Here is a 14,709-nt window from a genome sequence, read left to right as displayed (position 1 = left end):
ATTTTTCAATCTTAGCTAAGCGTTTAATGCCATACTTGGCTTGTTTAAAGCGATTGTTGGTACTGGTTTGGGGTTTAAGCAGTTTAACACGAGCAAGTTTTAAGACCTTGTAAATGGTAGGTCTTGATACTTTGTACTCGAGTGCCAGTGAAGTCACTGATTGCTTGTTCTTATGGTAAGCAGTCCAAATGGCTTCCCTATGGTGGGGAAGCAGTCTTGTGTTTTTGTGTATGTTCATTTGCAGTATTTTACCTTAATACTGTAAATAACGCGACTGTTTCTAACATATGAATATTGAACTTATTGATTATGATTCTGTGCTTTTTAAAAGTGTAGATAGCATCGAATGATATTTTCGTGCAGACCGAATTTACCGTTCCTGTCATTATTATCAGAGAATAATATTTATGAATTTAATTCAAACCCACCGCATTTTTAACGGCGAACAACAAATTTGGCAACATTTTTCAGATTGCCTAAATTGTGAAATGAAATTTGCCATTTATTTACCTGATACCGCCAAAAATCAAAAATTACCCGTTTTATATTGGCTGTCTGGCTTAACTTGCACCGAGCAAAATTTCATCACCAAATCAGGCTATCAACGCTATGCCGATGAGTATAACCTGATTGTCGTTGCTCCCGACACTTCGCCCCGTGGCGAGAGCGTGGCAGATGATGACGCTTATGATTTGGGGCAAGGGGCGGGATTTTATGTCAATGCCACACAAGAGCCTTGGGCAAGCCATTATCAAATGTATGATTATATTGCGACAGAATTGCCTGCGTTGATTAACGAGCATTTCCCCACGAGCGGCACACAGTCCATTTTTGGGTATTCAATGGGGGGGGACACGGGGCGTTGATGATTGCCTTTAAAAATCCCGATGTTTATCAAAGTGTTTCGGCATTTTCACCGATTGTCGCACCCACGCAAGTGACTTGGGGGCAAAAGGCATTTACTGCTTATTTGGGTGATGACAAACAGGCGTGGGCGGATTATGATAGCGTGGCGTTATTAGAAAAACATCATCTTGAAATTAAACAAAAAAATCTACCTATTTTGATTGAGCAGGGCGATAAAGATGAGTTTTTGCACACGCAATTAAAACCTGAATTGTTTTGTCAAATGGCGGATAAATTGGGCGTGCATTATCAGTTTAATTTGCAAGCAGGTTTTGACCATTCTTATTATTTTATTGCTAGTTTTATTGGTGAGCATATTGCGTTTCACGCGAAGTATTTAAAATAAGCACAAAACAAATGCCGTCTGATATTTTGGACGGCATTTGTTTTCAGGCAGCCTGAAAATCCAATCATCATTTTAACTAATATCTACCTATCAAAATTATCCATTATCCCCAATAATTCAAATCCCTTATAATACCCATATTTTTAACCATTTTAGGAACACCAAATGACCCACCCTGTCAAATCCTACGCCGCTTTTTCGGCAACCACCTCACTAGCTCCTTACGCCTTTGAACGCCGTGCCTTGTGTGATGACGATGTTTTGATTGATATTTTATATTGTGGCGTGTGCCATTCGGATTTGCATACCGCTAGGAACGATTGGGGCTTTACCCACACTTACCCGATTGTGGTCGGACACGAAATCATCGGACGAGTTACCCAAGTCGGCAAAAATGCCCATAAATTCAAAGTTGGCGACTTGGTGGGCGTGGGCTGTATGGTGGATTCGTGCCGTGAATGCAGTCCTTGCTTACACGGTTTGGAGCAATATTGCGAGCACGGCAACACAGGCACTTATGGCGGTATTGACCGCTTTGACGGCACACCAACACAAGGCGGTTACAGTACAGGCATTGTGGTGAGCGAAGATTTTGTGTTAAAAGTCTCTGAAGAATTGGACACCAAAGCGGTTGCCCCTCTTTTGTGTGCAGGCATTACCACCTACTCGCCCCTTAGACATTGGAATGTCAAGGCTGGCTCAAAAGTCGCTGTTGTCGGACTTGGCGGACTGGGGCATATGGCGGTCAAACTCGCTCACGCAATGGGGGCGGAAGTAACGCTGTTTACCCGCTCTGTCGGCAAATCCGATGACACTTACCGTTTGGGGGCGAGCCGTGTGGTGCTGTCTACCGATGAGGGTCAGATGTTCGAGGTGGCAAACACCTTTGATTTAATCATTGACACGGTGCCATACACCCACGATTTAAAACCCTATGTGCTGACTTTGGCATTGGACGGCACGCTGGTGCTAGTCGGCTTGGTGGGCGAGCTGGAACAAACCATCAACACCGTGCCGATGATTATGGGTCGCCGTAGTATTTCGGCTTCTGTGATTGGTGGAATTCGTGAGACGCAAGAAATGCTGGATTTTTGTGCCGAGCATAATATCGTGCCGGATGTGGAAATGATTGATATGCAAGACATCAACACCGCTTATGAAGAATGCAAAAGAGTGATGTGAAATATCGCTTTGTGATTGATATGGGGAGTTTGAGGGGGTAATTTGGGGATAGGGGGAACACCGCCTTGGGAAAGGCGGTGTTTTTTTGTTATATCTTTTGCAAAACTATAATACTTTCTTGAGTCATGGTTGTTGTGGTTTCACCTTTGATGTTTGTTGCGCTTACTTTGCTTGGCATTCTTTTATTTAAAATGTCTCTATAATAAATATTTTTTAATTTTAATCCATAATGAATGGCTAATTCTGCAATAATAATATCTGTGTGTAGTTTTGTATTATGCACTACTCTCGAAGCCGTTACCATTACAAAAAAACCATTGGTTTTAAGATAGTCAGAACCATTGTCAATACACATATCTAGATCATTGTAAAAAGCTAAAATGTCTTTTAGTCTATCTGATATTTTTTTCTTTTCTTTTTCATCTTGAGCCGTCATTATTCTAGCTAGAAATAACTCTTGAATATTTTTGAGTGTTAGGGATTTTTGATTTAAGTTGTAGATATCAATATTCTTAGTTTGCCCCCCCAGTAAATCATTATCTAAATGACGAATTGGTCTATCATAAAACCCTTTTAAATTAAATAGCTCTGAAGAGAAAGCAGAAAATTGACCGTAAGCAACCGTTGTTCGACTGTCTCCATAAGGTGGGGACGTTAAAATCAAATCTACGCTATTATTCCCAATTAATTCTAGTTTCTCTCTACTATCATGGAAATACACATTAAAAGAGTATTGTCTCTCATTGATTTTTTTTAATTCTTGAACTGCTTGCTTATTTCTTTCTATAATTGGTTGGATTTTTTCCAAAAATTCTAACTTATCAAAGGAAAGCTCCTTTTCTGTCTTTTTTTTATCCTTATGCATTTTAAAACCGCTATGAACACAATAAGATATTTCACGAATAATTTCACTAATACATACTTTTAAAAAATCTTGAACATTTCTGTTTTCTATAAGATTAATAGCACCAACTGCATCATTTACAGACTTATTAGTAATATGATGAAACCAAAAATCTTTATTTGTGATTTGATGTTCTGGAAAACTATTTTGTAGGAAAATGGATTGCCATTGTTTGATTTCTTTCTCCAATAACAATCTATCAATATATGTATTTTTAACTTTTGATATAAGAATTGCCAAAGGATTTATTTCTATTCCTTTGGCTTGTCTATGCAATCTCCTTGCTTCAAGCACAGTAGTGCCACTGCCTGAAAAAATATCCAAAACAACATCATCTTCTTTTGAGAAGGTAAGAATGATTTTTTCAGCAAGCTCAGGAATAAACATTGCTGGATAACGATGAATTTTATGAGCCAGTAAAACAGCACTTCTTTCTTTGAAAGACCATTCAAGCAACCATGATAAATCTGTATTCATTGTGTATTTTATAACCTATGAGTTTTTGAAACCACAATAATTTTATCACATAATGAGAAAAATGTTAAGTAAAAACAATTTTGGGGATGAAATTTATGCAATTAGATAATTTTGAAGGTATTCAGTCGAATATTCGACTAAATATTATCCGATTTAGGCGTGAACGAGCATTCACTCAAGAACAACTTGCTAATGAATTGGGATATTCCCAGGCTTTCATCAATCAGATTGAAAGTGGTCAAAAAGATTGTAATCTTGAGCATGTTTACAAACTAGCAACAATTTTACAATGCTCCATTCATGATCTTTTACCCAATAAACATCTTAATTTAGGAGATAAATATGCCAAGTAATCTAGAACTTTTCATCGCAGACTTTCACAGAGTCAAAAATTTAGGATTTTCCCCTAGTAGACGTAGTAACAGTACAGGTATTGGTAAGACTTTTGAGGATTTGATAGGTGTTGCTGAAAATAATCTTAGAGAAGCTGATTTACACGGCTTTGAAATTAAGTCTCAACGTAATTTAAGTGAAAGTTATGTAACTTTATTTACTAAAAGTCCAACAATGCCAAAGGGAGCTAATACATACTTAAGGGAAAATTACGGCTCTCCTGATAGCTGTTACCCCGATATTAAAGTATTGCATACTTCAATTTTTTGCGGGAGATTTAATACGCATGTATCGGGAGCTAGTTTTTCATTAGAGATAGATTATACAAATGAAAGATTATATATTTTAGTTGATTGTAACGGAAGAATTGACCGTTCCGTTTATTATAGTTTTGAACAGTTAAGAAGAGCCATTCAAAAAATAGAAAATTTAGCTTTTGTTAGGGCTGAAACGCAAAGAATTGATGATATAGAACATTTTCACTTTACTCAAGCCACAATTTTTTCTAGTTTTATTTCTTTTGAAAATTTTTTGCTTTTGCTTGATGGAGGTGTGATTATGTATGATGTGCGAGTTGGTGCGTATAAAACAGGCAATAAAAAAGGAAAAACCCATGATCATGGCTCTGGATTCAGAATTAAAAGAGAAAATATGGCTAGGCTATATGGTGAATTTAATATTGTGGAATAGTTGAATAATATCAATTAAACCACAACCCCACCTTATACCCACCTATAACAACACTCAATTTTCCAAAATATCCCCAATTTGCTATAATAACGCACTTGCAATCTAAGCCAAAACCATTAGGACGCCCAAATCCTAATGGTTTGATTTATTTGATGTATGATGAAACCTATTTTTAAAAAACTCCTAAAATTCACCCTAGCCACTTTGGGCGTACTCACGCTGATTGTGGCGATTTTGGGCATAATGCTCTACCGCAATTTGGGCGGATTGCCTATTGAGAGCCGTTTTGCCCATTTACCGTATTACAAAAATGGGCAATTTGTGAACCTTTATACCGATGATTTGCCCTATTGTCCCGACCAAGCCACAGGCAAAGGCGGTTTTATTCGCCATGATGGTTACACGCCAAACGGTCGTTTACCGATGATTTTATTGGATAAAACCCATTTTGGGCAGCCCAAAAACTTCGCCTATTATTGGCTGGGACACGCCAGTGCCATTTTGGAATTGGACGGACAACGCTTTTTGACCGACCCCGTGTTTGACAACGCCAACCCCCTAAATTTACCGCTGATTGCCCCACGCCTTCAAAAAGCCCCAATCACACGCCAAAACCTGCCTGCCATTGATGTGGCGCTGATTAGCCACGACCATTACGACCATTTGGAAGCGACCACCATTCGCCATTTGGTGGACAAGGCAGGGCGTTTTATCGCACCGCTTGGCGTGGGGGTAAGATTAGAGTCGTGGGGCGTGCCAGCCGATAAAATCACCGAACTGGGCTGGGGCGTGTTTAGTCTTGGTAGAAATCCGTGGTACGAGTCCATTGATAATGCGGTAAAAGTGCCAAAGAATTAGATTTGCCCATTGATGTCCCCAAAATGGGCGAGAAATATGCGGACGGTTTTGTGAACGATAACTGGTGGGGGGATAGGGCGTTAAGAAGAGAGTGATTTTTGGGGTTTTTGTGATAATTGAAGATATGGTAGTAGTCCAAAAACCATGCTGTACCCACCCATGGTTAATATAATGAAACACCCAGTGTGCGTCTTCAAACCGTAAAATATTAACTTTTGTTTAAGCTGTCTTTTTGGTTTTTGTTACAGTGTGCTTTTTGGATGAGTGCTTAATTTTTTGTTGTTAATATCACAACTTTTTTGTCGTTTACACCGCACGTTTGAAAGGTTATAATGCGTCATTGTATGATATTAATGCATTTCAAATTTTAATGAGACATAGAGAGCCATCATGAACCACACCACGTTTTTGGATGAAGTTCGTCATATACTTGACGACAGCCAAATCAAAACCGACCCTGACAGCTTAGACAACTGGGGCAAGGACTGGACAAAGCATTTTGCTCCTGCGCCAAATGCCGTTGTTTTTCCCAAGACGACCGAACAAGTCGCCCGCATCGTCCGCCTTGCCAACACCCATAGCATCTGCCTTGTGCCAAGCGGTGGGCGTACGGGGCTATCGGCAGGGGCGGTGGCAAGCAATGGTGAAGTGGTGGTAAGTTTTGACAAAATGAATGCCATTGGCACGTTTTATGAAGCCGACCGCATGGTGGAGGTCGAAGCTGGCGTGATTACCAAAGCCTTGCAAGAGTTTGCCGAGTCCAAAAACTTATACTATGCGGTGGATTTTGCCTCATCGGGGTCAAGCCAAATCGGGGGCAACATCGGCACGAACGCAGGTGGCATTAAGGTAATCCGCTATGGCATGACTCGTAACCAAATCCTAGGCTTGACGGTGGTAACAGGCAAGGGCGATATTTTGGAGCTCAATGGCGGTATGCTAAAAAACGCCACAGGGTACGATTTTCGTCATCTGTTTATTGGAGCAGAAGGCACGCTTGGCTTTGTAACTCGTGCATTGATAAAACTTGAAAAACAGCCTGTTAATTTAACGGCAATGGTTTTGGGTGTGCCTGATTTTGGCTCGGTAGTCAAACTGCTTGATAAGTTTGGTAAAGCATTAAACTTAACTGCTTTTGAATTTTTTGACAGCGTGGCAATCGATAAGGTATTGACCGCAGGACACGCCAAAGAACCCTTTGAGAGCCGTACGCCTTTTTATGTTTTGCTAGAATTTGAAGCCGTCTCCGATGACGTGCTAGACACCGCCATGAGCGTGTTTGAGACGTGTTGTGAAGATGGTCTTATTGAAGACGGTGTGATGAGCCAAAGCGTGGGGCAACTGCACGAGCTGTGGAAGTTGCGTGAGAGCATTTCTGAGACGATTTCGGTATTTACGCCTTACAAAAATGACGTGTCGGTGCTGATTACGCATTTGGGCGATTTTATCAATGACATTGAACAGATTGTCAAGGACAATTATCCAGATTTTGAGATTTGCTGGTTTGGGCATATTGGCGATGGTAATTTGCACCTAAATATCCTAAAACCCGACAACTTAACCAAAGACGACTTTTTTGCAAAATGCCAAACGGTCAATAAATACGTCTTTGAAACGATTAAAAAATACAAAGGCTCAATCTCTGCCGAGCATGGCGTGGGCATGACCAAAAAGCCGTATTTGGATTATACCCGCTCGCCTGTCGAGATTGAATACATGAAAGCCATCAAGGCAGTGTTTGACCCCAATGGCATCATGAACCGTGGCAAGGTGTTTGATATTTAGAGCTTTTTAAATTTAAAAACCTATTTTAGAATTATCAAGATAAGTTTTATTTATAAATTATGAAAAAACTTCGCAAAACTTTATTTTCCGCCTTGACTTACCTTGTGATGTTTGTCGTCATCTACACAGCGGTCAATCTGTGGCGGTCGCCTGTCATGCCTGACAGTCCCAAACTTGTCTATCAAAACAGCACAGGGCAGGTGGTCGATGTCGTCTCACAAAGTTATGATACGCCTGTGCTTATCTACTTTTGGGGGTCGTGGTGTAGTGTCTGTCGCATGACCAGTCCCAACGTCCAAGCCCTGCACGCTGATGGTCGTGATGTGCTAAGCGTGGCAGTGTCATCGGGCGATGACAATGAATTACTTGCTTATATGAACAAACACGGCTATGATTTTTATACCATCAATGACCAACATGGGGCGGTATTTGGCGAGTGGGGTGGGCAGGTAACGCCATCCTTTGTGATATTAGATGACGGCAAAGTCGCCCAAAGTTTTACAGGCATTGCACCGCTTTGGCTGTTAAAATTACGGCTGTGGTGGGTAGGACTGTATTAGGGCTTACCCCCAATTCTTTTAGTATGAATACCAAAAACTTACCATGCCCACTTTGCTCCATCGTGCATCAGTTCTAGGCAGTTCTATGTAGCTCTACATAACCTCATCTTTATCCTTACCCATCCCCAGCACCCAATTTAACAAAATCGCCATAAAGGTTGCCGTGCCGATGCCACCCAAATCAAACGAACCAATCATCAAACCAAAATTCCCCGTTCCCAAAATCACGGTAATCGCACCGACCATCAGGTTTTTGTTATCACTAAAATCCACCTTATTGTCAATCCAAATTTTTGCCCCTGCAATGGTAATCAGACCAAACACGACAATGGATGCACCTGTTAGCACAGGCGTGGGAATAGTTTGGATTAACGCCCCAAATTTTGGTGATAAGCCTAGACAGATAGCAAACACCCCCGCCACAACAAACACGAGCGTAGAGTACACCCGAGTAATCGCCATGACCCCAATGTTCTCGCCATAAGTCGTCATGCCAGTACCGCCTACCCCTGCCGAGAGTGCTGTTGCCACACCGTCCGCTACGAACGCTTTGCCAAGCTGTGGGGTGAGATTCTCGCCTGTCATCGCCCCCACCGCCTTGATATGCCCCAAGTTCTCCGCCACAAGGATAAACGCCACAGGGGCGATGATAAGCATGGCGTTCATGTCAAACACAGGAGCGGAGAAGTTTGGCACGCCAAACCAGCTTGCCTGCCCAATCACGCCAAAGTCAATCGGCTTACCAAATCCCATGCCATTGGCAACAATGGCATAAATAGCATAAGCAAGCACCAAGCCCAAAAGGAGCAATAGTCTTTTTACAAAGCCCTTGGCAAACACCGCAATACCACTCATACACAGTACCGTAACTAGTGTCATGGCAAGCTCAAAGGGTTTACCTGTCACAGATGACACCGTAACGGGGGCAAGGTTTAGCCCGATAATCATGACGACCGCACCTGTTACCACAGGAGGCATGAGCTTTTCAATCCAGCGAGTGCCTGTTCCCATGACGATAAAACCAATCAAGGCATAGACCACACCGCAAGCGATGATACCACCGAGTGCCACGCCAAGATTGGGGTTCGCCCCAGAGCCTGTCGCATGAGCGGTTGCCGCCGCCACAACGCCGATAAAGGCAAAGGACGACCCCAAATAGCTCGGCACTCGTCCGCCTGTCATCACAAAAAACAAAATCGTACAAATCCCGCTCATCATAATGGCAAGATTGGCATCAAAGCCCATTAAAATGGGGGCAAGCACCGTTGCCCCAAACATGGCAAGGACGTGCTGAATGCCAAGCATGACCGTCTGAGCAGGGGGCAGGTATTCATAAGTGGCGACAGGGCTTGTGGCAATGTCGCCTTTGTAGGGGGTGAATTTGGGAAAGAATGACATATTTTTACCTTATCGTTTTAAATTTAGATTTTCATTGTTATAAAAAAGCGACAATTAAAAATCATCGCCTTAGGGTATGCTTGTCTTTTCTGTTTCTACAAATTTTAAAATGCAATTGTATTATAAAGGGCAGACACGCCCTAACTATTGTGGCTTTATCAGTTTATTTTGGCTTAGCAAATCGGTCTCAGACAGTCGCCAACGCCCTTTTTTCTTGCTTGCCGAGCGACCTTTTAGGGCAGTGTTGCCCAAAAGTTTGTGCATGGAATGGCTAGAGTGAGCATGACAAATCGCACACGCCAGCCCGTCCGCCGCGTCCGCTTGTGGCACAACATCAAGGGCGAGCAGACGACACACCATTGCCGTTACTTGCTCTTTGTCCGCCGCCCCATAGCCACACACCGCCTGCTTGATTTGCCGAGCGGTGTATTCTGACACCGTCAAACCCTGTGCCGTCAAAGACGCAATCGCCGCCCCCCGAGCCTGCCCGAGTTTTAGGGCGCTATCAGGGTTGGTCGCCATAAACACCTGCTCAATGGCAGAATGTATCGGCTCATCATGGTATTTTTGATAATGACTGACAATCCTTGCAATGCCATCAAAAATCTGACTGATACGCACTGGCATATCCGTGCTGTCAGTGCGTATCGTCCCTGCATCTATAAAGGTCAAGCGGTCGCCCACCGCACGCACAATGCCATAACCTGTCATGCGAGAGCCAGGGTCTATGCCGATGATGAGTGTCATATTGATGAAATCTACCCAAAAAATATTAAAAGATAAATGTTAAAAATTGTTACCCTTGCCTTTAAAAATTTGGCGTTAGCACAAACATTTGGTATTATAAACTATTTTGTGTTAAATTTCTAAACTAATAAGGAAAACGTATGGGCGTTGTTGTGGGTATTGCTTTGGTGTGGTTCATCATTGAAATGCTGATTTGGTATCTGTTGGCTCAATTCATGAGCGGTTGGCTTGTGTTTTTGTGGTTTGTTGTGGCGTTTTTTATTGGCTTGGCACTCATCAAAAAAGCTGCCAGCACTCTAAACCCCATGGCTCAGCAGATGAAAAATGGCGTTATCCCCAACCCTGCCAATCAGCCCCCAGAGTCCACCATTGCCAAATCAGTAGCGATGGGCATTGCAGGGATTTTGTTTGTCCTACCGGGCATCTTGACCGACATCGGGGCGTTTTTGCTACTCCTACCTGCCATTCAAAAGGTGCTGACCACCAAAGCCAAAAACTACGCCATGAACAACCAAGAAAAAATGATGGCAATGATGGCAAAACAAATGGGCGGACAAAGCCCCTTTGGTGGCATGGGCGGTGTGAACCCCAATAGCCCTTTTGGACAAGGCAATCCCTTTGGTAATGGCGGTTTTGGCGGTAATTATGGCAATTCTCGCACCACCATTGACGGACAAGCCAAAACAGTTAAAAAATCAGCAAATGATGATTAAATTAACCTTAAATCATTATTTAAATTAATCTTAATATTAATAAAAAATCGCTTAATATCAAATTAGGCGATTTTTAAATTTAACAATTTTTATAAATATCAATCGGCACTTTATATGGTTTACCCGCCACTTCTTGCACCAGTTTCGGCACAAGATAGCCCGATAATTTTTCCAAAAGTTGCCAATAAATCTGTATCGCTCTGTCTATCGGCAAATCAAAATGAGCTGACCCTGCCACTTTATCTAAAATATGCAAATAATACGGCAACACCCCAATATCAAATAACGCATGGCTTAATTGGCACAATATCTCTACATTATCATTAACCCCTTTTAATAACACGCTTTGATTTAATAATACCACGCCATGTTTTTTTAGGGTTTGGCATTTTTGGGCAAGGGCGTTGTCTATTTCATTGGCGTGATTGATATGTAGCACCATGACGATATTTTTTGGGCAATATGCCAATATATCAATGAATTCATCATCAATACGGTTTGGCAATATCGCAGGCAGTCGGGTATGAATGCGAATGGTCTTAATATTATCAATATCAGACAATGCCCCAATCCATTCATTAAAACGGCGATTGTTAATATTTAATGGGTCGCCTCCGCTTAATAGCACTTCATTGATGTTTTTGTCATTGGCGATATAGTGGCAGATTTGGCGAATGTCTTGGCTGTTTGGTAAATTTGCCCCATAGTCAAAATGCTGACGAAAACAATAACGACAATGCACCGCACACGCCCCCGTTACCGTGATTAAGGCTCGGCTTTGATATTTGTGCAATAATCCCTTGATAGGGTTATGGGTATTTTCGTCCAATGGGTCGGCAGTATAGCCCGCCACAGGCAAACTCTCGGCAATGTCGGGTAGGATTTGACGTAATAAAGGGTCGTTGGGGTCGCCCTTTTTCATCTTTTGGATAAAGGCGTGTGGCACTCTTAAGGGGAACTTGGTAGGGGCATGAAATTCGTTTGGTAAGGGCAACTCTAACAACTCGTAAAGGCTTGCCACGTCGCTTATGGCATTCGATAACTCTTTTTGCCAGTTGGGCTGATTAAAAAAAATGTCGTTCATTTTTGACAAAACTTAGTAATTTTCAGTATAATAGACGGTTAAAGTGCGTCATTATAACGCATTTTACTTTTTATTTTTATTTTTTAAAGGTAATTTTCATGGCAAGTTTTTCTACCAACGATTTTAAAGCAGGCTTAAAAGTCATGCTTGACGGCAACCCCTGCTCTATCCTAGAGAACGAATACGTCAAACCCGGTAAAGGTCAAGCCTTTAACCGTGTCAAACTGCGTAACCTAAAAACCGGTAAAGTCCTAGAACAAACCTTCAAATCAGGCGACAGCCTAGAAGGGGCGGACGTGGTGGATACCGAGATGGAATACTTGTACAATGACGGCGAGTTTTGGCATTTCATGCACCCTGAGACCTTTGAGCAAATGCAAGCCGACAAAAACGCCATGGGCGACTCGGCACAATGGCTAAAAGAAAACTCAAACGCTCGTTGCACCATTACCCTATTTAACGGCTCGCCACTGTCGGTTACCCCGCCAAACTTCGTGGAGCTTGAAATCGTTGAGACCGACCCTGGTGTGCGTGGCGACACCTCAGGCGGTGGCGGTAAGCCTGCCAAACTAGAAACAGGGGCGGTGGTGCGTGTGCCACTATTTGTCCAACAAAATGAAGTGGTTAAAGTAGATACCCGTACGGGTGAATATCTGTCTCGTGTGTGATATTTGACACGAAAAAAACAGTCCAAATGGGCTGTTTTTTTGTTTTTAGTACAGTACATAGCATACCTTGCTTTTTTATGGCAATAAAAAACCCAAAAGCATAACACTTTTGGGTTTTTGTATGATAAGCTGATTATTTTTTCAAATCATCGCTATCAAACGTTGATGATACTTCTGTTTTGGTTGTCTCATCGGTTGGCAAGATGATTTTGTTGTCGCTTTCGGCTTCTAGCTTGTCTTGCATACGAGCCAGATAGCGAGCCGCTGCTTCACGACCGCCCAGACCAAAGGCAAGGGCAAACGCCACCGCCACAGAGCCTAGCGTTAGACCAAAGGCGAGGTTGACGATACTATCAGCAATGCCCATGGCTTTTAGACCCATGGCAAGCACAAGCCCGATGATCAGCGTACGCACGATGTTGGCTAGGCATTTTGAGCCTTGCTGTGAACGCTCAATCACACCAGCAACAATGCCAGAGAGCCAAAAACCAATAACCAAGATAACTGCACCTAGGATAATCTGACCGCCAAAGTGGATAAAGCTTGTGACGATGTCACTGATTTGGACAAAGCCTAGCACATCAGCGGCTGCCACAGACGCGAACAGCATGGCAAAGAAGATGATACCACAACGCACCAAGCCTGATACTTTTTGCTCGCCTAGGGCTTCTTGTACACCAAGCTTGGCAGGTAGTGCGTCCACTTGGGTGCTTTGAAGTAGTCCCTTGATGATGTCGGCAACCATACGCACCACAAAGTACGTAACCACCAAAATCGCCGCCGCCGTAAAGATGTTTGGCAAGGCGGACATGATTTTATTAAGCATGTTGGTGGCAGGACGACTGATGGCTTCTACTTTTAGGGCATCAAGGGCAGCAATGGTAAACGGCACAATGATAAATAAGAACACCAGCGAACCTGCGATATTTGGCAAGCTGTTTTTCTCGCTGATACCTGCACGAGTGGCTAGGGCTTGGATGTTTAGCGAACCGACCAAGTTAGAGACGATGCCCTTAACAATCTTGGCAACAACAAAGCCGATAAAGAAAATCACGCCTGCGGTAAAGATATTTGGTACAAAGGCAAACATCTTATCAATCATGTTGGTCAGTGGTGTGAATAGTCCGTTTAGACCCAAACGACCCAGTACCATGGTGAGCACCACAAGCAAAATTAGCCAATACACCATGTCAGCAATCGTGCCACTCATGGGTTTAACTGACGCTTCTTGAGCTAATTTCTCATCTAGCGTGGTTTTGGATAGACCTGCCAATGTGGCGTTTTTGGCAACGATGGCAACCACCCAGCCAATCACACCCACAGCAGCAGCGGCAAGCAGGTTTGGCACGAATAGCAGTACTTGATTGACCATGTTGGCAAACGGTGCTGAGATGGTGGCAAGATTAAGCTGATTTAGAGCTGCCGAGATGGCTATCACAAACACAAACCAAAAGACGATTTTGCTAAGTAGGCTATGCAAATCGTAGTTTTTGCCTGTTTGAGTGTTCATTTTTTGATTAAGATTGATTTTGGTTAAGACTTTTTTGGTCAAAGAGCCAAAAATTAAGGCGGCAAAATAGCCCACCAAGAAAATCAAAATCGCCCCAATAACCGAGCCTATCGGACTGGTCATGTAATGGTTAAATACCATAAAAGAATTTGGATGCATATACGCCCCTTAAATTAAAACTAATATTACAGATAAATTTTTACAATGGAAAATAAATCCAGCTAACAGCGTTGCAAAAATTATGCCTTGCTTGTAATACAATAGCATGATAACCGCTTTTAGTGACACAAAGTTTACAAAAGCCAAGGTAAATTAACAAAACAACACATTACCACCATCAGTTTATCGCAGACACCCGCTACAATGCTAGCGATATAACCAATTTTTCACAAAACTTTTTTTATCCTTTGTTTTAATGATTAAAAACCCAACCTTCAAACATGAAAGTTGGGTGGTGGAGAAAAGGACAATATTTAGGGTGGGATTGG

At 42.4% G+C, this 14,709-nt stretch carries 13 protein-coding genes and 2 pseudogenes; 9 read left to right on the top strand and 6 right to left on the bottom strand.

The annotated features are described in order from the left end of the window. On the bottom strand, window positions 1-238 hold a 238-nt coding region (locus K941_RS0107090; protein WP_029103069.1), incomplete at its 3' end, for a helix-turn-helix domain-containing protein. Between the two features lie 169 nt (window positions 239-407). Between K941_RS0107090 and fghA the strand changes: the two are divergent. Next, window positions 408-1,252: pseudogene (gene fghA, locus K941_RS15065) on the top strand (S-formylglutathione hydrolase). A gap of 165 nt (window positions 1,253-1,417) precedes the next feature. Next, window positions 1,418-2,475: pseudogene (locus K941_RS15060) on the top strand (NAD(P)-dependent alcohol dehydrogenase). Window positions 2,476-2,522: 47 nt separating this feature from the next. Here the strand turns inward: K941_RS15060 and K941_RS15055 are convergent. Next, a complete protein-coding gene (locus K941_RS15055; protein WP_036387773.1) occupies window positions 2,523-3,815 on the bottom strand; it encodes a DNA methyltransferase in 1,293 nt (430 codons plus the stop codon). Window positions 3,816-3,910: 95 nt separating this feature from the next. Between K941_RS15055 and K941_RS15050 the strand changes: the two genes are divergently transcribed. The 5 genes from K941_RS15050 to K941_RS0107050 all read left to right on the top strand — a co-directional run bounded on the left by K941_RS15050 (window position 3,911) and on the right by K941_RS0107050 (window position 8,101). Further along, on the top strand, window positions 3,911-4,168 hold the full coding sequence (locus K941_RS15050) for a helix-turn-helix domain-containing protein (RefSeq protein ID WP_167539591.1): 258 nt from the start codon (window positions 3,911-3,913) through the stop codon (window positions 4,166-4,168). Beyond that, window positions 4,158-4,898 carry an MvaI/BcnI family restriction endonuclease gene (locus tag K941_RS0107065; protein WP_029103068.1) on the top strand — a complete coding sequence of 247 codons (741 nt, stop codon included), beginning with the start codon at window positions 4,158-4,160 and terminating at the stop codon, window positions 4,896-4,898. Before K941_RS15050 ends, K941_RS0107065 begins: the two co-directional genes overlap by 11 nt. Before the next feature lie 156 nt (window positions 4,899-5,054). Beyond that, on the top strand, window positions 5,055-5,756 hold the full coding sequence (locus K941_RS15045) for an MBL fold metallo-hydrolase (RefSeq protein ID WP_208854364.1): 702 nt from the start codon (window positions 5,055-5,057) through the stop codon (window positions 5,754-5,756). Window positions 5,757-6,146: 390 nt separating this feature from the next. Then, on the top strand, window positions 6,147-7,541 hold the full coding sequence (locus K941_RS0107055; RefSeq protein WP_029103067.1) for an FAD-binding oxidoreductase: 1,395 nt from the start codon (window positions 6,147-6,149) through the stop codon (window positions 7,539-7,541). Window positions 7,542-7,600: 59 nt separating this feature from the next. Continuing rightward, on the top strand, window positions 7,601-8,101 hold the full coding sequence (locus tag K941_RS0107050; RefSeq protein WP_036387769.1) for a redoxin domain-containing protein: 501 nt from the start codon (window positions 7,601-7,603) through the stop codon (window positions 8,099-8,101). A gap of 93 nt (window positions 8,102-8,194) precedes the next feature. On the opposite strand, the gene K941_RS0107045 is transcribed toward K941_RS0107050, so the two are convergent. Together K941_RS0107045 and ruvC are read right to left on the bottom strand one after the other, a co-directional pair. Then, window positions 8,195-9,499 (bottom strand): solute carrier family 23 protein, encoded by a 1,305-nt coding sequence (locus K941_RS0107045; protein WP_029103065.1) that lies wholly within the window; start codon window positions 9,497-9,499, stop codon window positions 8,195-8,197. Window positions 9,500-9,643: 144 nt separating this feature from the next. Then, the gene (gene ruvC / locus K941_RS0107040) at window positions 9,644-10,246 is read right to left on the bottom strand and encodes a crossover junction endodeoxyribonuclease RuvC (protein WP_029103064.1); all 603 of its coding nucleotides are present in this window, start codon (window positions 10,244-10,246) and stop codon (window positions 9,644-9,646) included. A gap of 140 nt (window positions 10,247-10,386) precedes the next feature. Here ruvC and K941_RS0107035 point away from each other — a divergent pair, with 140 nt between their 5' ends. Further along, the gene (locus K941_RS0107035) at window positions 10,387-10,959 is read left to right on the top strand and encodes an FxsA family protein (protein ID WP_029103063.1); all 573 of its coding nucleotides are present in this window, start codon (window positions 10,387-10,389) and stop codon (window positions 10,957-10,959) included. 79 nt (window positions 10,960-11,038) lie between these two features. On the opposite strand, the gene epmB is transcribed toward K941_RS0107035, so the two are convergent. Then, window positions 11,039-12,043 carry an EF-P beta-lysylation protein EpmB gene (gene epmB, locus K941_RS0107030; protein ID WP_029103062.1) on the bottom strand — a complete coding sequence of 335 codons (1,005 nt, stop codon included), beginning with the start codon at window positions 12,041-12,043 and terminating at the stop codon, window positions 11,039-11,041. A gap of 98 nt (window positions 12,044-12,141) precedes the next feature. Between epmB and efp the strand changes: the two genes are divergently transcribed. Further along, entirely contained in the window at window positions 12,142-12,711 is a 570-nt protein-coding gene (gene efp, locus K941_RS0107025; protein WP_029103061.1) for an elongation factor P, read from the top strand. Between the two features lie 133 nt (window positions 12,712-12,844). Here the strand turns inward: efp and K941_RS15040 are convergent, their stop codons facing one another. Then, on the bottom strand, window positions 12,845-14,380 hold the full coding sequence (locus K941_RS15040; protein ID WP_036387767.1) for a mechanosensitive ion channel: 1,536 nt from the start codon (window positions 14,378-14,380) through the stop codon (window positions 12,845-12,847). Between the last annotated feature and the right edge of the window lie 329 nt (window positions 14,381-14,709).

The sequence above is a fragment of the Moraxella caprae DSM 19149 genome (genome assembly GCF_000426885.1).
GTDB classification, from domain to species: domain Bacteria; phylum Pseudomonadota; class Gammaproteobacteria; order Pseudomonadales; family Moraxellaceae; genus Moraxella; species Moraxella caprae.
The sequence above is the reverse complement of the archived record's forward strand: the minus strand, read 5'-3'. Positions and strand labels throughout refer to the sequence as shown.